Below are 22,295 nucleotides of genomic sequence, written 5' to 3'. Positions count from 1 at the left end.
ATAATACTATTCATAATTAAGACGTTTCCAGTCTCGTTTGTTATTAGATATATCTTGAGTTAAAAAATCGACATATTCAAATGGTGTACTGTAAAAATAATTTCCATCAGAAAATAAAGCCATCTCATTTTTATTGTTAACAAATGAATATATCTTCAATATAAAAATTAATGGTATGATAACAAATGCAAATACAATAGCTGTATTTTTTAATTTCGTGAATATTGTATATAAAATAGGGCCAACCAAAAATGTAATTATCATGTGGTTAATCCTTAGGGATATACCAGACATTAAAAATTCTAGGATACATGTGATTACAAACCATGCTACTAGCATGTACATGTATTTTATATCTATTTTATTAATGATAAATAAAAATAATGAAATGGGAAATATAATTATAAACTCTTTATAGATTGATAAAATGGTTTCAATATTAACACCATCACCATTTATATAAGCATCAATTTTGATTTGAGGATATTGGACTAAAATTGGCAAAATAAATGACGCAAAAAATATTGCTGTTAGGAGTGATGCTGCAAGTAAAATCAATAGTTTTTTTAAGTTTATTCTATATATATAGTTGAAGGCAAAATATAATAGAATTGATGATAGATGAAATGTCATTGAAATAATAATGTAATGTACTTTTTGTTTGTTATTTTTTGAAAATAATGCAAATAGAAGAAAAATTGAAGAATAAGACTGCCTCAATAAATTTGCTTCAGCGGTATATCCTAAAAAAAGGAAACAAGTTAGTAGTAGTAGTGATTTGTATTTAATATTAACAACTTTCGAGTATTTGTATATAAATAAAACATACAATGTATTTATTATAATAAGGTGGAACAGTAAAAAAACACGGGGGGGGGCATATGGTGCCACAATAGAAAGTAAAAAACTTAAAAAAGGTAAACCTATTTCTACTCCAAAGCCAAATTCGAAAAGAGCATAGAGATTACCTTTAGAAAGAGCAATGAAATTTTTATAGTAGTCAGCTAGGTCATCGTTAGGTGTTTCAAATATTCCCCTGGATGCTCCTAAATATGAAATTAATATAATAAAAATAAGAATGAAAAATACTGAGAAACTCTTTATTTTAACACTTTCAATTTCTAGCAATGTAAGAAGAGGAAAACATAAAATTAAAGATAGATATGGAGAAAAAGGTAATAAACATAGTATAGCGATACTTAACACTGTTATGAAAGTAAAAGTATCAACTTTCTTCAGGTTGTTATTCATTTTATATATTCAATATGGCTAAATTTTTTGGTATATAGCGAGTATAAATTACTAAGCTCATTCATTTCATCATACATATAAATATGATTTAGTACTGAATGAAATTTAATATTTGAATTTATTGAATTGCCATATATTAGTGTTGATGAGTCAAAAGCACAAACTGAACTGCCTTTTTCCATATTGTATACAATATCTTCGGCAGCTATATTTAAATCGAGTTTTTTTACCTCAATATAGGAAGAGTAGCTATTTAATTTATCAATTGTCTTTCTTTGATTATCTAGTGATTCCCTAGGATGAAATTTAATAAATAGTGTTTCATTTTTAGGCATTGTATTTATGAATTTTATTATGGATTGGATATATAAATCAAAAGAAATTGAAGGGTAATCATCAAAAACGGGACGAGATAAAAATAAATATTTTAAGTTAGGACACTCGATTTTTTTATATGATATTTTTATAAGGTGATTTGGCTGTTTTTTTACAGGTAATATAGAATACCAGCCATCAGCATTTAATTGATATCCATAGTTAATACTTAGGCATTTTAGGAGTGATTTTCGTATAAAAAACTTTAACCTACTATAAACATCTAGTTTTCTTCCTCTACGGTCAGTATAAAAGCAACTTCCTTCCTCATAAAAATTTATTTTTATTTTTAGTTTTTTAGCTGCCTTCATATAGAGTGCTTCTTTTTCATGCACAGGGTAGTGTATAAAGATTTCACTAATTTGATATCTAGTATAAATACTAAGAATTTTTTTATAACTTGATTGTAATGATCTGTATTTTAATAAAAAATTAAATCTTTTAAAAATCCAATTGATAGGCTCAGTTTTAATTACAGGTATATTAGTTGCTACAGTATTTTTTATTGTGGAAAAATATTCATCATCATCAGATTCTATAGAATAAATATATTTTTCATTTTTCTTATACTGTTCAGTAATTGCATATGCCGTTTTCACAGATAGAAAATTTCGAACCATAAATAAGCAACACATTATGCTACCTTAATGCTTGTTTTATTGAAGAAAATTAGAATCATTAGTATAATTGAGATTAAATAAGAAATTGTAGAACTCCAAATAATGCCATTAATGCCAATATTTTTTGCTAGAGTATAGGATAAAAGAATATGTATGAAAGATCCTGCGATTGTAATAACTGATAATGTACCAGGTTTTCCCATAGCCGTGACAATATTGCATAAAGATAGGAAAATAAAATGTAAAACAATACCACACACTATCGGAGTTAACAAAATAACTGAATTAGAGTATTGTGGAGGTAAAATATAGCCGATTAAATATGGCGCTAAAATGATAAATATTGTAGAGAATAATATAATAATTAAAGTTGAGCTTAAAATTAATTTTAAAAGTACCTTTTTCTTTTTCTCTCTTACTAAACTAAAAATTTTTGGCATAATACTGACATTAAATGCTAGAGATACAACGCTTATTACCATAGATAATTGTATAGCTATTGCGTATAAACCTAATATAGAAGCACCTAATATTTGCTGAATAATAACCCTATCCATTCCCGAACGTAACCACCAACTTAAACTAGTCGTTAGTGATTTTGCACCAAAACTAAGGGAGTTGTAAAAATGGTTTTGTATAATTGTAAATGAATAATGTTCTTTTTTTAGTAGAATTATTGTTAGAATGCAACCAATAAGAACCGGTGTAATAATTATAGATATAGTTCTACCTTCTAGGCCAAATCCATTTAGTAGCAGTATTATTGTTGAAATAAAAGACACAATAGCTAAGGATATATTTATAGTAGTTACACCTATAGGATTCTCTTCCATTTGAAATTTACAAATTATTAATGCGCAGATAGATTGCCCGAAGGCAACGGTAGGTAAAAATACATAACTACCGATGCTCTCTATAAATACATCATATAAAAATAACGGAATTTGAAAGATCAGAAAAAATATAGATGAAAGAAAAAAGGGAATGAAAATGATTCCATTCCTATTTTCAGTGGAAAAAAATATATAGCGGTAGTAGTTTTGCCCCCCCATTATGACAAAGATTGTTAAAATCTCTATGATAGTTAGATAGAAGCTAACTTGGCCATACTCTTCTAGAGTTAGATAATGAGTTACTATAGGTAATAATAAAAAAGGTATTGATTTTGTAACTATATCTCCAATTATATATATAATTGTATTTTTAGCTACTTTTGGAAGATGCACTTGGCTTAGCTCTCTTTGTGTTTATTTGTTTTATACTCAAATATCTTCTCTGCGATAGTAAAATCCTCTGGCCAATCAATATCTATAGAGTCTAAGGCTCCTTGAGCATATATAAAAGGTTTTAATCCTATGCGGTCATTGTGTTTCTTATATATATCTAGTGATGCAATAAATGCGGCACTATCGACCTCATAAATTGGTTCTATAGTCTGTGTTCTTGGCCATTTTTCAATGTTTCTGTCATAATTTATAGGTTCATTTGAATTCCACAAAAAACTTTGGATTTTTTTTGCTGTTAGTAAAGAGTCATAACCTTCTAAAAATTTTTCTTTATAAGTATTAATTAAATTTGTATAAATCTCACTAGTAACAAATGGGGAGGTCACATGAGTCCAAAGAATAGAGCCTTCTTTTATTATGGTAGGTACATACTTAATTAATTCATCTGTAGTTGTTTGACTATTACCTAAATGCTCTGGCCTTTCATCTATAATAATTTTTGAATGATTGATTTTATTAGAAAAAGATAAAACTCTATCATCATTTGAAGATACAATTATTTTATCTATTTCCTTACAAGCTAAAAGCTGCTTTAATTTTATTTCGAGTAGCCCACCAGATACTCCAGCAAAAATTTTTACATTTTTATCTTTAATTCTTTGGCTGCCTTTACGGCATGGAAGAAATGCTGTTATCAATTTAACTCACTCCAATTACTAATGGTTTGAAAGTTATTCTCTTCACATTTTTTAATTAATAGGGAGGTAACATTAGAATACGGTGTATAACCAATAAATTGTATATTATTTTCTATAGCGGCGGATAGGTCTGATAGCGAATCACCAAACATAATATATGTCTTACTATTGTTTTTTTCAATAATAGATTTGACAATGTCGGATTTTCTAGATGGAGAACCAAATATACCATCGAAGTAAGTGCTTAAATTTTTTTCTTTAAACACTAGCTGTAATTCTTTTTCTTCAGAGCCACTTGCTACATACTTTTTTCCTTTTAAGCTATTTATAAATTCATAAAAGCCTGGGGTTAAGCTAGAGTTTAAGTATAATTCTTTACATAATGCAGAATAGTCATTAAGAATTAAATTTTTAAACTGTTCTCTTTGTTTTTTAGGTATTAATAATATATGTTCTACAAATATTTGGACATGATGAAATCTTGATTTTCCAAAATTGTTTTTGAAATAGTCAATACAATCAGCCACTAAGGCTGACTGTTCAGTAATATTATTTAATACCCTATTCATAGCATCTATTTTTAATTTGTTTGAGTCTAAAATAACCCCATCACAATCAAAAATATAGGTACTATAATTATGGGTAGATGGCATATAAGGAACCTTTTGAAATAGGGTATATTGTTGGAGTGATTGACTTTACTTTTAATGAATCAAATTTATTGAATATATCAATCATTTCTTGCTGTCTATTATCTTCTTTTTCATATCCATCAAAACCTGCTAATGTTATATTCTTGGCATTAGCTACAGTTAATAGTGCCATAGTGTAAGATGCTGTAACATCATATGGGGATATTACATAATCATCTTTAATTTCTAATGTGTTTTTTTCAATTACCAATCCATAATTTAGAATAGAGTTATGTTGAAGTAATTTTAATTCTGAGGGTGTAAATCTATTTTTGGGAAGAATTATGGGTTTTTTAATCATTTCATATCGTTTGGAATCAGATAAGAATTTTGAATTGTGAGATATTATATAATAGTTAATTAATTCTTCTGGAATTTCATCAATTATATTAACGGATATAACTATTGGGTTTGTTTTTTTTATGTATTGGCAAAGTGCGCTTGAATATTTTTTTATGCTAGGGCCATTTGCAAGTACTAGAATATTTTTTCCTTCAAAAATATTAGTTATATCGCTTTTACTATGTATCATCTTTTGGTTGCTACTTGAGAAATTAATAGCTGTATCAAGTATGGAGCCATTGTATGATGTAGTTCCTTCTAATTGGCTTAAATAGTCTATTGCACCAACAATCTCGTCCTTACCATAATGAGGATTGGATAGCAAGTTTTGGATATAGGTCGGGTGAATATCATTTTGTGCGCCAAGGAAATAGAGAAGGCTACTTCCCCAGCCATATTGTTTTTGCATGGGCTCAAAATAACGTACTACTAATTCAAAGATTGGTTTTGCATTATATTTTGAATTACTATTTTTAATGATAGATAGCAAATATTCAGTTTGAGTGTTGCCAGCCCCTCTGCCCATTCCTGTTATTGTTGAATCTAACCACTCAACTCCTTCACTATATGCTGTTAAGGTATTTTCTAACCCTTTATTCATATTGTCATGGGTATGGATACCTAATGGTCCTTTCCATTTGCTTCTTATTGCTTTGACAATTCGTTTTACTTCATTAGTATCCATATTTCCTAATGAATCGGCAAAATATAATACATCCAGCATATTCCATGATGCAGCTATTGATGATTTCTCTGCAATAACTGAATCTGGTTTACCTCCCGCTTGCATTAAATTATACCCAACCATATATCCCAGGGATTTTAATTTTTTTACTATTCTTTCACTTTGTTCTACTTCATGAAAATGTGCGGCAACTCTTACAAGCTGAATTTTACTTTTTTCTGAAGGTATAAATAGTATGTCAATAGCCTCTTCAATAGAATGGGGAGCTGAAAGAATAGTTTTTGCATCAATCATGACACCATATATAGGACCTTCAGGTAGATCAAGTGTAGCAAGATGAGATTCTGTTGTATATGCATATGCCCCTAAAAATTGATTTTGAGGAAAGTTTCGTAAGCCTAACTCAACATAGTCAATTTTAGCTTTTGCTACGGCTTGAAGGTAAGATTTTACAACATGTGGTTCAAAATCCCAGTTATTATAGTAACCACCATCACGTAGTGTACAATCAAGAATTTTCATGGCGAATCCCTTAAGTTTATTTTTAATAATACATACAATTATCGTAAAGTATGTATACTATGAGTTTATATGTAAATATTGTAGTTACAATTACTTGTGAGTTTTGCTCTTATTGTTATTTGAATTGCAACTATACTTATGTACTAAAATTAACCGTTAGAATGACTTCAATTGTATTTCTATAATAACTTATTGAATTGGATACCTTGATTATCTTTTTCTGAGCAGATTGGTGCACTGTATAGAGGCCATTTAATGCTTAAGTTTATATCATCCCATCTTATGCACTTTTCACTTTGTGTATGGTAATAATTAGTTGTTTTATAATTAAACTCAGCTATTTCACTTAAAACTAAAAAACCATGTGCAAAACCTTCAGGTATCCATAATTGACGTTTATTTTCGGCTGATAAATTGACCCCTACCCATTTACCAAAGGTTGGTGACTCTTTTCGGATATCAACAGCAACATCAAATACTTCTCCAACAACACATCTTACTAATTTCCCCTGTGCATAGGGTTCTTCTTGATAATGTAACCCTCTGAGTACACCTTTTACTGATTTTGAATGATTGTCTTGTACAAAATTTACATGGTAGCCAACTGCTTCATCAAATTTTTTTTGATTAAAACTTTCAAAGAAAAAACCACGCTCATCTTCAAATACTTTCGGCTCAATAATTAATACATCAGAAATTTCAGTTGGGGTAATTTTCATTTGTTTTTAACCATTTTTAGTAAGTATTGGCCATAGGAATTTTTGGATAAAGGTTTTGCCAGCTTTTTAACGTCATCAGCTGTGATAAACCCTTTTCTGTAAGCAATCTCTTCAGGGCTAGCAACTTTTAAACCTTGGCGTTCTTCTAATGTTTGAATAAAATTACCTGCATCAATTAGGCTTTGGTGCGTTCCTGTATCTAACCATGCATAACCGCGACCCATCATTGCTACTGATAAGTTGCCTTGTTCAAGATAAAGGCGATTAATATCGGTGATTTCTAATTCACCGCGTTCTGATGGTTGCAGGTTTTTTGCAAGCTGAATAACTGTGTTATCATAAAAATATAGGCCAGTAACCGCATAATTACTTTTAGGTTTTTTAGGTTTTTCTTCTAAAGAGATAGCGGTACCAGTTTCATTAAATTCAACAACGCCATACCGTTCTGGGTCATTTACATGGTAAGCAAAAACAGTCGCACCGGACTCTTTCTTAGTCGCTTTTTCAAGTTGATTTTGCAGGTCGTGTCCGTAGAAAATATTATCACCAAGAATAAGGGCACAATTATCATTACCAATAAACTCTTCGCCGATAATAAATGCTTGTGCTAGCCCATCAGGACTTTCTTGTACTTTATATTCTAAATTTAACCCCCATTGACTGCCATCACCTAATAATTGTTGAAAGCGAGGGGTATCTAGCGGGGTACTAATAATTAGAATATCTCGGATGCCAGCTAGCATCAGTGTACTTAATGGATAATAAATCATTGGTTTATCATAAACAGGTAGCAGTTGTTTACTTACTGCCATAGTTACTGGATATAAACGAGTTCCTGAACCGCCTGCTAAGATAATACCTTTATACGTTTTTTCCATTTTTATATTCTACAAATTCTTATTTAATTGATAATTCTTTAATTAAGCGTTTAACACCTAATTCCCAATTTGGTAATTCAGTATTGAATGTTTTTTTAAATTTGTTGTTATTCATCTTTGAATTATATGGGCGTTTGGCCGGTAGGGGATAATCGGTTGCTGGAATAGCATCTAATTCCCTCAAAGCTAATTCTATACCATTTATTTGTGCTTCTTGTGTGACTAATTTAGTATATTGATACCAGTTGGTTGAACCAGAAGAGACTAAGTGGTACACACCGCATTTGTTTTTATCCAGTAACGTTTGGACTATAGCAATCGCCGTGCAATCAGCGATCAATTCAGCACCTGTGGGGGCGCCATATTGGTCATTGATAACTGATAATATCTCTCTCTTTTTGGCTAAATTAAGAATTGTTTTTGCAAAATTATTACCATAAGTAGAGTAAACCCAACTGGTTCTAAAGATTAGATGATTGGAACAATACTGCTGAATGTATTTTTCACCATCTAGCTTTGTTTGACCGTATATATTTAACGCTGCAGTTTCATCGCCTTCTTGCCAAAAATGTTCACCTTCTCCAGAAAAGACATAGTCAGTTGAATAATGAACTAACAGCGCATCAATTTTCTGAGCGGACTGAGCTAAAACTTTTACAGCTTCACTATTGATTAGTTGAGATAATTCGGGCTCACTTTCTGCTTTATCTACAGCGGTATAAGCCGCAGCATTGACAATAACATCCGGTTTTAACAACTCTATAGTTTTTTCTAGATCATCAAGCTTAGATAAATCTCCACAATAGTCCTTCGAGTGTCTATCTAAGGCAATTAATTCACCTAGTGGTAATAAAGCTCGTTGTAGTTCCCACCCTACTTGGCCATTCTTACCGAGAAGCAAGATTTTCATTTCTTACTATCTCCATAATGTTGTTGAACCCATGATTGATAACTACCATTTTTTATATTTTCTACCCACTCACCATTCGTTAAATACCATTCCACTGTTTTACGAAGCCCAGTTTCAAATGTTTCCTCTGGTACCCAGTTCAGCTCATTTTTAATTTTTGTAGCATCAATGGCGTAACGGAGGTCATGACCTGGTCTGTCGGTTACATAAGTAATTAACTCTTCATAGTGATTAATACCATTCGGTTTATTTGGTACTAATTTATCGAGGGTGCTGCAGATTGTTTTAACCACATCAATATTGGCTTTTTCGTTATGGCCACCAATATTATAAGTTTCACCAATTTTGCCCTCGGTGACAACTTTGTATAGTGCCCTTGCATGGTCTTCTACATATAACCAGTCCCTAATTTGCTGCCCATTACCATAAACAGGTAATGGCTTACCTTCTAAAGCATTTAAAATAATAAGCGGGATCAGTTTTTCTGGATAATGATAAGGACCATAGTTGTTAGAACAGTTAGTCACAATGGTTGGTAGCCCATAAGTACGTTGCCATGCACGGACTAAATGGTCGCTGGATGCTTTAGATGCAGAATATGGGCTGCTCGGTGCATAAGAAGTGGTTTCAGTGAATAGGTCAGTTGTTGATTCAAGGTCGCCGTAAACTTCATCGGTTGAAATATGGTGGAAGCGGAAGGCTGATTTTTTATCGGTAGGCAATTGGTTCCAATAGTGGCGAGCCGCTTCTAATAAAGTATAGGTACCGATAATATTCGTTTGAATAAATTCACTTGGGCCATCGATAGAGCGGTCAACATGGGATTCAGCTGCTAAGTGCATCACCACATCGGGTTGGTGCAGATCAAAGAGTTGTTTAATGACTGCAGAATCACAAATATCGGCTTGAGCAAATATATAGTTGGGGCTTTCAGAAATTGATGCTAAAGATTCTAAATTTCCTGCATAAGTTAATTTATCAATATTAACAACACTGTCGTTAGTATTATTAATAATATGGCGAATAACAGCAGAACCAATAAAGCCTGCGCCACCAGTCACGAATATTTTCACTGAGAACCTTGTTATTAAATAAGTAATAAATTAAAAGTGGTCTATAGTTAACTTTTAAGGTGTTAATTATTAATAACACCCATAGCTACCGCACTGGGTTGTCGGGTCCCAGAGCACCATTGAATTTGTAAATGCATACTTATCAATTGAAAACATTGCATTTTTTGCTAATTTGCTCAATTGATAAGCAAAGCTTATTGTTTTTTTACCGCCAAAGGGTATGCCTCAGCATTTATTTGGTCAAGTAAAAAGCGATTAATAATACCATTAAAGCTAGTTACTGACTATCACTGCGATAGCGTTAGAGAATAGTCCTAACACAATCACCAATAGAATAAGTTATTTTAAATTATTAGGTTATAATCCTATTCTTACGCTTTGTACGCGATTAAATATTTAAGTTAAGTTATTCCTTGTATATCATTGCTTTTAGTGTGGGTTCAATAAAAGCCAGATCCTAATATTTCTATATTTATCCGAATTCCGTGTAGGAATAGATTAATAAAATGCTTAATTGATTATATTAATTAACTTGGTTGTTATAAGGGATTATATGAATGGCGTATTTTTGGCTAGAATAATCATGTTCGAGGGATAAAAAAACGGATTATGCTAAAAACATAACCCGTTTTTGATAAAATATGCTTAATATCTGCTAACTACCACTTAAACGGCACGTTTACCGTAACGGCGGCGCCTAAATCATTGCGTGTTTCGTAATCAGTTTTAGATACCCAAACTTTCGCATCAGTGCTGACGTCATTGTCAAAGTTATGCCACCAACCGAAATCAACGCCTTTGATGGTTTCTGATTTAGGGAACAACTTGTTGCCATCAAAGTTAGATTTATTCACTTTCGCGTACATCAAGCGAGAACTGACGCGGTTGTCATCATCGAGAGTGTATTCCACTTTGGTGGTGAGCATGCGCCCGTCGCCGCCCATCGCATGGCCTAGTGATGCACCTTGTTGGTAATAACCATTTTTGTAGATAAAGTGGCGATACATTACGCCGTCTTTGTCCCACTCAGTATGGGTGTTCGCACCTTCAATATACCAATTTAATGGCTGGCCCCATAGTGTGTGATAACCTTCGATACCACCCATAAAGGCGTTTTTCGATGGGAAAAGGTTGGCTTCATCTTCACCGACCATTTGGCCATATAGGCTGACAGGTAGGTCGATTAACGGGTAAAGTTTCAGTTTAAAGTCTAAACCTGCGAGTTGGTTGCCTGGGTCATCGTTATAGTCACCAGTATTATCCCTACCGCCCATCGCGTTCCAGAAAGAGTTCCAGTTATTAGGGCGGCCATCGCCTCCCCACATGACTACGCGAGAACCACCGAGTTCGAAGAAGTCAGTTGGGTTCATGGTCATGCGTAAACCAATCAGTTTAGTGTTGGGTTGGGAAGAATATTGTTTGATTTGCCCTGCGGTGAGTTGGTATTGCCACGAACCAATCCAAGAAAGCCATGGAGTTTCAAATGGGCTTTGGTCAGCACGTTGAATTAAGAAGCCAGTAACAGGGCGAGCCGCATCGGTACGAATTAAGCTACCATCGTGGCCCGGTCCCCACCATTGTGGGATTTCACCAAAGGATACCCATTGGTTCCAAATTTTTACACCACCATATGAGCCATTGAGGTTGTAGTCAGAACCATTTTCAACGCGTAAAGCACGTTCGCCATTTGCGGTGAGGTTTAAGTCTACGTCGTCAGTGCTGTAGTTACCTGAAACGGTATAGCGAATATCACTATATTCACTCTGGGCAAAGCCCTGTGGCATAGAGTTGTGGCTAGATGCAAGGTGAGTTTCTAGTTGAACGCTGTTTTTCTTACGGTCAAGGTTCTTTTTAATGCGCTGAATAATGACTTCTTGTTCGCTATTAGTAATATTTGCATTATTTAAAGAACGTGTGATTTCTTCTTGGGATAGTGGCCAAGTTGATAAGCTAATTTGGATGACGTTACGTTCAGAAAGCCAAGCAAGATCACTGCGTAAGTTGTTATCGGGTAGAACTAATCCCCCCGCAACGCTTTGTGCACTTATGGCGCCGAACACAGCAAGTATGGCTAGCTTAGTGAGCTTGAATTTTTTCATTGATAAATCCATTTGAAGTTGAGTTCGCCTAATATTGAACAGGTTAATAAGGGAAAACCTGTAAATTAAATAAAGTTAAAATATGATTATTATCAGCCCACATTATAAGTATCTTAATTTGCATTGAGTTGGGCTTCTGTGCTTTCTGTTAATATCAATTATCACACTTTAACTAAGTAAAACAGAATATCAGATTAATATAGTCGGTGTAGAAGTTAGTAACATATTAAGATATAAAACGATATACTTTTTTTTGGATTACCACATGGTTAATTTTAAGTATTCCTCTCTATTATTCTTTTTTTATGGGTTAAATAGTATAAAAATAGAGTTTTATATTGGTCGGGTATTTAGGAATTGTTGTTTTTAGAGGCAATATAGGACTATTCTCTATTAATAATGGTAGGTAGATGTTGATTAAAAAAATAACCCCCCTTCTTTAATAAAAAGAAAGGGGGTTATTGGTAATGAATAAAGCTAATTTATCGGCCGTGTTCAGGTAGCCAGATTTGTAACCTTAAACCACCTAATGGGCTGTCATCCGCTTTCACCCAACCTTTATGTTGTGTTATGGCGGTTTCAACAATTGCAAGGCCTAAACCAGTACCGCCTGTTTCTCGGTCTCGAGCTTCATCAGTGCGGTAGAATGGGCGGAAAATGTGCTCGCGGTCAGCAGGGCTAACACCGGGGCCATCATCATCGACGGTGATGAGAATACCGTTATTTTCTTCTTTGAAATCAACGGCAATGTGTGTATGCGAATAACGTAATGCGTTACGCACAATATTTTCAAATGCACTACCGACGGCAGAAGGGTTGCAATATAACGGCCAAGGCCCTGGGTGAGAAGTGACTTCGAGCGTTTTGTTCATTTGCTCAGCTTCAAAGCTAGCATCATCTAGGATATCACCCCAAAGTTCATCGGCTTTGATATTCTCACGCAAGATTTCGTTTTTATGCTGGCTGCGGGATAACACCAGTAAATCGTTAATCATGCTATCTAGGCGATGGGTCTCGGTTTCGATGCGTTCTAGCTCTTTACTTTCCCCATGGCGACGGCGCAATAAGGCGGTTGCCAGTTGCAAACGAGTCAGTGGAGTGCGTAATTCATGAGAAATATCAGAGATTAAGCGTTGCTGCGCGCTAACCATACCATCAAGGGCACTGATCATCTGGTTAAAGCTATTTCCCGCAGACAAGAACTCTTGCGGACCGGCTTCTAGTTCTGGGTGTGGACGTAAATTTCCTTTCGCTACATCGTCCGCGGCCATTTTTAATTTACGAGCAGGGCGGGCGAGACTCCAAGATAACCATAATAATAGTGGAGCACTGATCAGCATGGTGGCAATCAGTAATAAGAAAGGCCTATCAAACAATAAATTAATAAAGTCAGATTGTGGGCTGCTTGCTGGGCGAACTAAATATAGTTGGTAGTGGTCTTCCCCATCACGAATGGAGAAAGGACCGAGGATTTCGGCTCGTCCATATTTTTTCTTTTTCGGGTGATCCGCGTTATCGGACTGCCCAATAAAGTTACGTATTACCTGCATTTCACTTGGCATTGCACCAATCACACGGCCTTCACTGGTGACGATAATCAACCGTTGGCCGGGAGGTGCCCATTTTTTGATAGCGTTAGAAATACGCCGCCACCAAAGTAGGTCATTCATCGGAGCTTGTGCGAGTTCGGCTTCAATATGCTGCTCAAGCATCTCCCCTTGGCGTTGTTCACTTTCCATCAGGACGGTGATTTGCCGAGAGTCGAGCTTGGGCACCATCAGCACTAGCATTAATACTAGTGCGAGGGTAAACCAGAAGATCGCAAAGATCCTTGCGGTTAAGCTGTTGATCATGTGGCAGAAACCATTAAGTATCCGCGGCCACGTAGAGTTTTAAACCACGGCTGGCCATCAGTGCGTTCTGGAAGTTTGCGGCGTAAGTTTGAAATATGCATATCAATAGCACGGTCAAACGGTGTTAAGCGCTTCCCAAGTACTTCTTGGCTAAGGTGTTCACGAGAAACCACTTGGCCTAGGTGCTGTGCGAGTAGATATAACAACGTAAATTCTGTCCCTGTTAAGTCCAAAATTTCCTCATCAAAGCTGGCTTCTTGGCGACCTGGGTTAAGTTGCAGTTTATCAACTTGTAAAACAGGGGTATTGCTATTGTCGCCTTGAGTTTGCTCGCTCCAGTTAGAACGGCGTAATAAAGCACGAATACGTGCTACCAGTTCACGGTCATTGAACGGTTTAGGTAGATAGTCGTCTGCACCGAGTTCTAGGCCCAGAACCTTATCTAACTCACTACCGCGAGCCGTTAACATGATAACAGGGGTCTGATGGATTTGGCGCAGTTCTTTTAATGTCTCAATACCATTTTTTTTCGGCATCATGACATCAAGTAGTAACAGGTCAATGGATGAGTCAATTTGCTGTAATGCCTGTTCACCATCATAGGCGATGACAACATTGAAACCTTCCATTTCCAGCAGTTCTTTTAACAGCGACGTGAGTTCACGGTCGTCATCAACTAATAGGATTTTATGCATTTTTTAAGTCCTCCAACTGCCAAAATACGATAACAATCTGTACGATTCCATGACTTTACGTTCTTTTACATGCTCTGACGCTAGTTTGCAGCCACAGGTGTATATTTGTTCACATTGAATCACGAGCACAGTTCGGAGACAAGGTGTCAAATGCTGAGAACAACACATAGCAAAGTACATAATACAGTACATAAAACCGCAATGTTAGTTTTAGCTTCTGCGTTTGTGTTCGGACCAGCGGTTGCTTTTGCAGAAGAGCCACAAAGTGCTGCAAATGAAAGTTCAACACCTTTGATGTTACAGATGCAGTCCGAGCCAACGACTAAGCCAACAGGCAATGCGGTTGTGCCCTTTCAACATCATGAGTTATTTAGCAGTGAAGAACGTGCCAGTACCTTTATGTTTAATGGTATCACGTTAAATGAAAAACAGCGTCAGCAATTACGTGATTTAATGGCAACACAGCGCCATTATCATGTTGATAACTCTGCTTTAGTTAAAGAACGTGAAGCACTGCACAAATTAATTATAGCGGATAGCTTTGATGACAAAGCGGTTCGTGAAGAACTTGAAAAACGAATGCAAAAAGAACTGGAACAACGTGTTGAAATGGCTCGAATTCATCATGAATTGTACCAGTTGTTAACGCCAGAACAGAAAACAGAGCTTGAACACATTCACCAACAAGAAATGAATCAGCATAAAATGGCAGAATTTCAAGCGATGCAGTTTCAGTAAGTTTAGTTGTTAGTACCTGTAGTAATGCAAGTTAGTTAATTTTATATCCTGAGTTCCATAGTAAGTAGTGAAGTAGCAATAAGTGAAGTTTTTCCTTGCCATAGACACCATCCCTGTCTTTTATAGCCCCTTTTAGGGGCTTTTTTTTTATTTCTAAACTAGTCTTTTATTCATGTTTGTTAACTATAGTTGACAACTAAACGAAGATTGCTAAGATAAAAACATAAAGACAAGGAGCAGTCTTATGATCACGGTTCTAACAACGGAATGTTTTGATAGTTGGATTAAAAACCTTAGAGATATTCGAGCTAAAACTAAAATTCTAATGAGAATTAGGCGGTTAAAGAATGGGAATTATGGTGATGTGCAACCCATTGGTGATGGCTTTTCGGAACTGAGGGTACATGAAGGACAAGGGTATCGTGTTTATCTAAAGCAGAAAAGCAATGTTATTATAATTTTACTTTGTGGTGGAACAAAGGCAACGCAGCAGAAAGATATCCATAAAGCTAAACTCCTTTTTGGTGAAGTTGAGGGGGAACTATGAATACTAAATTAAAAGAATTTGATATCGCTGAGTATTTAAACAGTGAAGAAGAAATACAAATGTATCTAAACGAAATTCTAGAAGAAGGTGACCCTAGTCTAGTTCTCGCTGCACTTGGTGATATTGCAAAGGCAAGAAATATGAGTCAATTAGCTAAAGAAGTTGGAATGAGTCGTGAAGGTTTATATAAGGCACTATCAGGACAGGGAAATCCAACATTTATGACGATTATAAAAATCGTTAATTCTCTCGGATTAAAGTTACAGTTTAAGAGTATCTAAAAATAGCTTATCTATGATTAGGTTAGCCATTAGATAAGCTAACTATAAAAATAATGTATCCACCAAAGTAGGGTTCACCTTATGACTCAGATATTAACGACGCAAGATTATCGCAATATGCCTTGGAAAAATGGCCAAGGGTCGACACTTGAATTGGCGCGCAGCCATGGTGAAGGTTTAGATGATTTTGATTGGCGAGTGTCAATAGCAGATGTTAAAACGGCGGGCTCGTTTTCCTTTTTCCAAAATCGGCAACGTATTATTGGTGTATTGGAAGGAGAAGGACTTATTTTGCATGTAGATAAGAAACCGGCGGTGACCTTACAGCAAAAAGAATTTTTTGCTTTTAATGGGGAAAGCGAGGTTTATGCGGAACTCGTTCAAGGTGCAATTCGTGATTTTAATGTCATCTATAACCCTGAAAAATATCAGGCTCGCTTACAATGGGTGAATACTGCGTTCATTAATTCTTGGGTGAGTGGGGCTAGTGAGATCTTAATTTTTAATATTACACCTCGTTTGAGTATGAAAATTAATTCAGATTCCTTTTATTTAAAGCCATTTGACACTCTATTAATTAAAGAAAATCGAGAAGCTCTGCAATTTATTGTTGAAAAGAATACAGAAAATGATTTTTGTGTTATTGAGTTATTTATTAAGTAGTTAGAGTGATTTTTTGGCCATTGCCCTAATGGCCATTTGCATGCAATCTGTATGTGTACCTATTATTGGAATAATATTCTGTCTATTTTGCAATTTTAATAAAAACGTTATCAAATTCATATATTGGATAATTATGGCTTTATTCCTATTGTTATTTTTCGCAGAATTTATAGTCTTTAGCGTCATTAAAAAATAATACCTATATATACTAAAGGAAAAATGTTCTATGAAGATGAAAGCGCTTGTGGCAGTTGCTGTTTCTGCTGTCATTTTAACGGGTTGTAAAAATTTAGACCAAGGGATGTTGACTAACTCAGGCATGCAATTATTCCAAGCTGCGACACTGACTGACTCTGATGTTAAACAATTAAGTGACCAATCTTGTAAAGAAATGGATGCGCAAAACAAAATTGCTCCAGCGTCTAGCAAGTATGCGAAACGCTTAGACAAAATTGCAAAAGCACTGGGTAACGAAGTTGATGGTACTCCAGTAAACTATAAAGTTTATCTGACTAGCGATGTCAACGCATGGGCAATGGCAAATGGTTGTGTGCGTGTATATAGCGGCCTGATGGATGTGATGAACGATAACGAAGTTGAAGGCGTTCTGGGTCATGAAATGGGCCACGTTGCATTAGGTCATACACGTAAAGCAATGCAAGTTGCTTATGCGGCAGTTGCTGCACGTACTGCCGCAGCATCAGCGGGTGGCGTTGTAGAACAACTGAGTGCATCACAAGTTGCAGCTCTGGGTGAAAAACTGATTAACTCACAGTTCTCTCAACACCAAGAAAGCGAAGCAGATAACTTCTCTTATGACTTACTAAAAAAACGTGGTGTTAAAACTGACGGTTTAGTCACTGGTTTTGAAAAATTAGCGAAAATGGGTAGCGGCGAGACAAGCATGTTTGACTCTCACCCACCATCAAGCGAACGTGCACAAAACATCCGTGACCGTATTGCCGCTGACAAAAAATAATATTTAATTATTGACGTTAGTTGAGTGTTATTTTGGTGTAGTAATATGATGATATATTGCTACACCAATCACGTATTTCCTGCTATTTATCTCAATATTACTTTTCTTATATTGCAAATCAGAACTTATCCCGTTGTGCTCCTGTAACCGACTCTCTATCTTGTTAATTAAACGATATTCAGGTCTTTTCGTAATTTTGCAAATTTTCGTTTGATAAAACGTTAGCAAGGAAAAAAGATGGAAAAAGTGCAGAGAATTTCTCTTTTAGCTAAGGGAATGGGCATGCTGTTATCGGGAACCTGCCGTTTATTAACAGGTGTTCGCACTCGTTGGGTAGGGTGCCAACCTTCAATGACCACACGTATTTATTATGCCAATCATTCAAGCCATCTTGATGGTTTGGTTATTTGGTCTGGGTTACCGCCGTTAATGCGTCATTTTGTTCACCCGGTTGCCGCTAAAGATTATTGGGTCAAAACACCGTTTCGACGTTATTTAGTTAATAAGGTTTTTCGGGCGGTATTGGTCGATAGAAAAGGTGATAAGCCAGCTCAAAATAATACATTAGCTCCTTTAGAGTCAGTATTAGAGGCAAAGCATTCATTAATATTTTTTCCTGAAGGCACACGTGGTGATGGGGAAACTTTAAGCCAATTTAAAAGTGGGCTTTACCATCTCGCGAAAAAATACCCTGATGTTGAAGTTGTTCCCGTTTATTTGGAAAATTTAAATCGTGTGTTACCGAAGGGGTCAAAGCTTGTTGTGCCGGTGATTTGTTCAGCCATCGTTGGTAAGCCTCTGGAGCCTCTTATGGAAAATGAAAATAAAATCGCCTTTTTGCAGCGAGCAAAAGTAGCGCTTGAGGAGCTAATGCCATGAATATTGGGGACAGGGAATTAGTATTATTGTTGTCAGGTGTTTTTGGGATACTGGTATTTGCTAGTGTTATTGGTGGTATTCTTGCATACCGTTATTCAGGTGAAAAAAGCACCCCAACTATTGATAATTTGAATGCGCGTATTCGTGCATGGTGGGTCATGTGCATTATTTGTGTACTGGCTGTTGTGCTTGGCAATATAGGTGTGGTGATCTTATTTGCGCTGATATCGTTCTTTGCACTCAGAGAGTTTATTACCTTAACGCCAACACGGCGCAGTGACCATGAAGCATTATTTTGGTGCTTTTTTGTTTTTATTCCATTGCAATATGTCTTAGTTGGTATTGAATGGTATGGGTTATTTTCAATTTTTGTGCCTGTCTTTGTCTTCCTTTTCTTGCCGACTCGCATTGCTTTAGCGGGAGATACCTTTCATTTTCTTGAGCGAACAGCAAAAATTCAGTGGGGAATGTTGGTGGCGGTTTTCTGTTTGAGCCATGTACCCGCGTTGTTGATGCTGAATATTCAAGGTTATGAAGGCGAAAACGTAAAATTATTACTTTTCTTGATTATTGTGACGCAAATTTCAGACGTGTTGCAGTATGTTTTTGGTAAGTTAATGGGTAAACGGCCTATTGTGCCTAAGTTGAGCCCAAACAAGACCATTGAAGGCTTTATTGGCGGCGTATTATCTTCAGTGCTTATTGGTATTTGCCTTTACTGGGTAACTCCATTTAGCTGGTGGGTTGCGGGACTGATGTCATTAGCGATTACCATTATGGGGTTTGTGGGAGGGTTATGTATGTCAGCCATTAAGCGTGATAGTGGTATTAAAGATTTTGGGGCGATTATTGAAGGACATGGGGGCATGCTGGATCGCATTGACTCATTGTGTTTTGCCGCGCCTATTTTTTTCCATTTAACGCGTTATTACTATACATAGGCCAATTTTATTTTCGTTTTTGTTCGTTAATTAAAAGAGCACCAAATGGTGCTTTTCTTTTGTTTTATAGGTACAGCATCGAAGGAATTTAAGTGTTATCATCAATACTTAATTTTTATTTCAAACTAAGATTCAACTAGGGTAATTCGCTTTAGTTGGTACTCTAGGGCTTTTTTTGCATTGAAAGATTTACCTATTGGGGTGATCGGCTAGAATTATGTAAACTGGATCACAATAAAACATAAAAGCTTGATGGAAAGCAGATGCATAATTCACTCTTTGCCGTATTATGCTGTTAGGTGAATCAATTCAGCACTAGTAAGCCAGCGTAATTAGCGTTAAAAAGATTAGCAGCGTAACGGTTTTATCGATTTGCAATTTTATGTTCATTAATCAGAGGTCATCATGGTCAAGCAGATTAAAAGAATTGGGGTTTTAACGAGTGGTGGTGACGCGCCAGGCATGAATGCAGCGATCCGCGGTGTGGTTCGCGCGGCATTAGGTGAAGGTTTAGAAGTCATGGGTATTTTTGACGGGTACCTTGGCCTATATGAAAACCGCATGAAGCAATTAGACCGGTATAGCGTGTCAGATATGATTAACCGTGGTGGTACCTTCTTAGGCTCAGCTCGTTTTCCACAATTCCGTGATGAAAAAGTGCGTGCTGTCGCATTCGATAATCTGAAGAAAAATCATATTGACGCATTAGTTGTTATTGGTGGTGACGGTTCTTATTTGGGGGCTAAAGCACTGACGGAAGCTGGGTTCCCATGTATTGGTTTACCGGGAACGATTGATAATGACGTTGCTGGCACAGACTATACCATCGGTTATTTCACTGCACTTGAAACAGTTGTTGAGGCTATTGACCGCCTTCGCGATACCTCGACGTCCCATAAACGTATTTCTATTGTTGAAGTAATGGGTCGCTACTGTGGTGATTTAACGCTATCTGCTGCGATTGCTGGGGGCTGTGAGTTCTTAGTGTTACCTGAGCAGGAAATGGCTTTTGACCGCGAAGAACTATTATCAGAAATCAAACGTGGTATTGAAAAAGGCAAACGCCATGCGATTGTTGCTATTACCGAACACGTTTGTGATGTGGGTGAATTAGCGAAATATATTGAGCAGGAAACACACCACGAAACCCGTGCAACGGTTCTTGGTCATATCCAACGTGGTGGTTCTCCGGTTGCTTATGACCGTATTTTAGCATCACGCATGGGGGCTTATTCCATTCAACTTCTGTTGGAAGGCTACGGCGGGCGCTGTGTGGGTATTCAAAATGAAAAATTAGTCCATCATGACATTATTGATGCGGTTATGAATATGAAGCGCGTCTTTAAGAAGGATTGGTTTGATACGGCGAAGAAGCTGTACTAATCCCTCTATAATTGCAAATCTCTCCTGCATAGTGATTTCCCGCTATGCAGGTTTGATCCTGTATTCCAGATAATACTCTGTTCATATATTCCTCATTCTTATAAGTTTTTCTTTTTAATTATTTCCCGTAATTGATGCTATCTGTCAGCCTCTCCTTATCGCAAATTTAATGAGGGAAGGCAAATGACACGTTCATGGCAGGTAAAAAAATCACAATTCACGACAGCATTGCTATTGCTGTTAGCGACAGGGACATGGGCGAAAAACATTCAATTGTTGAATGTGTCTTATGATCCGACTCGTGAGTTTTATCAGCAATATAATCAGGAATTTAGTGATTATTGGCAAAAGAAAACGGGGGATACCGTCACTGTTCGCCAGTCTCATGGTGGCTCAGGTAAGCAAGCTATATCAGTGGTGAATGGGTTAGAAGCCGATGTTGTGACGTTAGCTTTAGCCTATGATGTTGATGCTATTGCACAAAGTGGTCGTATAGATAAAAACTGGATAGAAAAACTTCCCGATAACTCAGCTCCTTATACATCGACTATCGTCTTTCTAGTTCGTAAAGATAACCCGAAAAACATCAAAGATTGGGACGATTTAGTCCGCAAAGATGTCTCTGTGGTGACACCCAACCCGAAAACCTCTGGTGGAGCTCGTTGGAATTATCTAGCAGCATGGGGATATGCATTAGATAAAAACCAGCAAGACTCTGAAAAAGCGAAGCAGTTTGTTAAACAGCTGTATCAAAATGTAGAAGTCCTCGATTCAGGGGCTCGTGGCGCAACCAATAGTTTTGTTGAACGTGGTATCGGCGATGTATTAATTGCTTGGGAAAATGAAGCGTTATTAGCCATAAATGAGTTAGGGGAAAGCGGACAGTTTGAAATTGTGACGCCAAGTATTTCGATTCTCGCTGAGCCAACCGTCGCTGTTGTCGATAAAACCGTCGATAAACGTGACCGCAGGGCGGTTGCAGAAGCTTATCTAGAGCACCTCTATTCTGCGCAAGGGCAGGAAATTGCAGCTAAAAACTACTATCGCCCACGAAATAGCGAAGTGGCCAAAAAATATCAACAACAGTTTCCTGAACTAAAACTGCTGACGGTTGATGGCAGCTTTGGCGGCTGGCAAGCCGCGCAAGCAACCCATTTTGCGAATGGAGGGGTGTTCGACGAAATCATTCAACGCTAATACTCGTCATATTTCAATTTGTAGGGGTGTTGGCTGCACGCACTCGCTC

Annotated in this window: 22 protein-coding genes; 9 read left to right on the top strand and 13 right to left on the bottom strand. The window is 36.4% G+C overall.

Translation table 11 applies throughout. From position 1 onward, the window contains the following. Positions 1 to 6: 6 nt before the first annotated feature. From PSE72_RS14585 to cpxR, 13 genes are all read right to left on the bottom strand, one after another. The gene (locus PSE72_RS14585; protein WP_272690992.1) at positions 7 to 1,251 is read right to left on the bottom strand and encodes an EpsG family protein; all 1,245 of its coding nucleotides are present in this window, start codon (positions 1,249 to 1,251) and stop codon (positions 7 to 9) included. Beyond that, on the bottom strand, positions 1,248 to 2,246 hold the full coding sequence (locus PSE72_RS14580; RefSeq protein ID WP_272689887.1) for a polysialyltransferase family glycosyltransferase: 999 nt from the start codon (positions 2,244 to 2,246) through the stop codon (positions 1,248 to 1,250). Before PSE72_RS14580 ends, PSE72_RS14585 begins: the two co-directional genes overlap by 4 nt. Positions 2,247 to 2,260: 14 nt before the next feature. Beyond that, positions 2,261 to 3,472 (bottom strand): oligosaccharide flippase family protein, encoded by a 1,212-nt coding sequence (locus tag PSE72_RS14575; RefSeq protein ID WP_115168187.1) that lies wholly within the window; start codon positions 3,470 to 3,472, stop codon positions 2,261 to 2,263. A 5-nt stretch (positions 3,473 to 3,477) separates the two neighbouring features. After that, positions 3,478 to 4,170 carry an acylneuraminate cytidylyltransferase family protein gene (locus PSE72_RS14570; RefSeq protein WP_115168186.1) on the bottom strand — a complete coding sequence of 231 codons (693 nt, stop codon included), beginning with the start codon at positions 4,168 to 4,170 and terminating at the stop codon, positions 3,478 to 3,480. After that, entirely contained in the window at positions 4,167 to 4,823 is a 657-nt protein-coding gene (locus PSE72_RS14565) for an HAD family hydrolase (protein WP_115168185.1), read from the bottom strand. The genes PSE72_RS14570 and PSE72_RS14565 overlap by 4 nt, the downstream gene beginning before the upstream one ends. Further along, the gene (locus PSE72_RS14560; protein ID WP_217007845.1) at positions 4,807 to 6,411 is read right to left on the bottom strand and encodes an aldolase catalytic domain-containing protein; all 1,605 of its coding nucleotides are present in this window, start codon (positions 6,409 to 6,411) and stop codon (positions 4,807 to 4,809) included. Before PSE72_RS14560 ends, PSE72_RS14565 begins: the two co-directional genes overlap by 17 nt. 179 nt (positions 6,412 to 6,590) lie before the next feature. Continuing rightward, the gene (rfbC, locus tag PSE72_RS14555) at positions 6,591 to 7,130 is read right to left on the bottom strand and encodes a dTDP-4-dehydrorhamnose 3,5-epimerase (RefSeq protein WP_217007844.1); all 540 of its coding nucleotides are present in this window, start codon (positions 7,128 to 7,130) and stop codon (positions 6,591 to 6,593) included. After that, positions 7,127 to 8,008 (bottom strand): glucose-1-phosphate thymidylyltransferase RfbA, encoded by an 882-nt coding sequence (rfbA, locus tag PSE72_RS14550; RefSeq protein ID WP_217007843.1) that lies wholly within the window; start codon positions 8,006 to 8,008, stop codon positions 7,127 to 7,129. Before rfbA ends, rfbC begins: the two co-directional genes overlap by 4 nt. Before the next feature lie 19 nt (positions 8,009 to 8,027). Then, positions 8,028 to 8,918 carry a dTDP-4-dehydrorhamnose reductase gene (rfbD, locus tag PSE72_RS14545; RefSeq protein WP_115168184.1) on the bottom strand — a complete coding sequence of 297 codons (891 nt, stop codon included), beginning with the start codon at positions 8,916 to 8,918 and terminating at the stop codon, positions 8,028 to 8,030. Continuing rightward, complete coding sequence (gene rfbB / locus PSE72_RS14540) at positions 8,915 to 9,991, bottom strand: dTDP-glucose 4,6-dehydratase (protein ID WP_217007841.1); 1,077 nt, start codon at positions 9,989 to 9,991, stop codon at positions 8,915 to 8,917. The genes rfbD and rfbB overlap by 4 nt, the downstream gene beginning before the upstream one ends. A 659-nt stretch (positions 9,992 to 10,650) precedes the next feature. Next, positions 10,651 to 12,090 (bottom strand): capsule assembly Wzi family protein, encoded by a 1,440-nt coding sequence (locus PSE72_RS14535; protein WP_115168183.1) that lies wholly within the window; start codon positions 12,088 to 12,090, stop codon positions 10,651 to 10,653. A 482-nt stretch (positions 12,091 to 12,572) separates the two neighbouring features. Further along, positions 12,573 to 13,943 carry an envelope stress sensor histidine kinase CpxA gene (cpxA, locus tag PSE72_RS14530; RefSeq protein ID WP_004906999.1) on the bottom strand — a complete coding sequence of 457 codons (1,371 nt, stop codon included), beginning with the start codon at positions 13,941 to 13,943 and terminating at the stop codon, positions 12,573 to 12,575. Next, positions 13,940 to 14,638 (bottom strand): envelope stress response regulator transcription factor CpxR, encoded by a 699-nt coding sequence (gene cpxR / locus PSE72_RS14525; protein WP_004907000.1) that lies wholly within the window; start codon positions 14,636 to 14,638, stop codon positions 13,940 to 13,942. The genes cpxA and cpxR overlap by 4 nt, the downstream gene beginning before the upstream one ends. A gap of 150 nt (positions 14,639 to 14,788) precedes the next feature. Here cpxR and PSE72_RS14520 point away from each other — a divergent pair, with 150 nt between their 5' ends. The 9 genes from PSE72_RS14520 (at position 14,789) to PSE72_RS14480 (ending at position 22,246) form a co-directional block, all read left to right on the top strand. Continuing rightward, positions 14,789 to 15,376: a Spy/CpxP family protein refolding chaperone gene (locus tag PSE72_RS14520; RefSeq protein ID WP_004907001.1), complete on the top strand. Its 588-nt coding sequence runs from the start codon at positions 14,789 to 14,791 to the stop codon at positions 15,374 to 15,376. Between the two features lie 244 nt (positions 15,377 to 15,620). Continuing rightward, entirely contained in the window at positions 15,621 to 15,923 is a 303-nt protein-coding gene (locus PSE72_RS14515; RefSeq protein ID WP_115168161.1) for a type II toxin-antitoxin system RelE/ParE family toxin, read from the top strand. Further along, complete coding sequence (locus PSE72_RS14510) at positions 15,920 to 16,204, top strand: addiction module antidote protein (protein ID WP_004265229.1); 285 nt, start codon at positions 15,920 to 15,922, stop codon at positions 16,202 to 16,204. The genes PSE72_RS14515 and PSE72_RS14510 overlap by 4 nt, the downstream gene beginning before the upstream one ends. Positions 16,205 to 16,285: 81 nt before the next feature. Then, entirely contained in the window at positions 16,286 to 16,867 is a 582-nt protein-coding gene (locus PSE72_RS14505; RefSeq protein WP_004907006.1) for a HutD/Ves family protein, read from the top strand. Positions 16,868 to 17,093: 226 nt separating this feature from the next. Then, on the top strand, positions 17,094 to 17,846 hold the full coding sequence (locus tag PSE72_RS14500) for a M48 family metallopeptidase (protein WP_004907010.1): 753 nt from the start codon (positions 17,094 to 17,096) through the stop codon (positions 17,844 to 17,846). Positions 17,847 to 18,083: 237 nt separating this feature from the next. After that, a complete protein-coding gene (locus tag PSE72_RS14495) occupies positions 18,084 to 18,725 on the top strand; it encodes a lysophospholipid acyltransferase family protein (RefSeq protein WP_102140622.1) in 642 nt (213 codons plus the stop codon). Beyond that, a complete protein-coding gene (locus PSE72_RS14490) occupies positions 18,722 to 19,666 on the top strand; it encodes a phosphatidate cytidylyltransferase (RefSeq protein WP_115168160.1) in 945 nt (314 codons plus the stop codon). Before PSE72_RS14495 ends, PSE72_RS14490 begins: the two co-directional genes overlap by 4 nt. A 405-nt stretch (positions 19,667 to 20,071) precedes the next feature. After that, entirely contained in the window at positions 20,072 to 21,049 is a 978-nt protein-coding gene (gene pfkA / locus PSE72_RS14485) for a 6-phosphofructokinase (RefSeq protein WP_004265237.1), read from the top strand. A 183-nt stretch (positions 21,050 to 21,232) separates the two neighbouring features. Beyond that, positions 21,233 to 22,246: a sulfate ABC transporter substrate-binding protein gene (locus PSE72_RS14480; RefSeq protein WP_115168159.1), complete on the top strand. Its 1,014-nt coding sequence runs from the start codon at positions 21,233 to 21,235 to the stop codon at positions 22,244 to 22,246. The last annotated feature ends 49 nt before the right edge of the window (positions 22,247 to 22,295 follow it).

The sequence above is a fragment of the Providencia sp. PROV116 genome (assembly GCF_028482485.1).
GTDB classification, from domain to species: Bacteria; Pseudomonadota; Gammaproteobacteria; order Enterobacterales; family Enterobacteriaceae; genus Providencia; species Providencia rettgeri.
The sequence above is the reverse complement of the archived record's forward strand: the minus strand, read 5'-3'. Positions and strand labels throughout refer to the sequence as shown.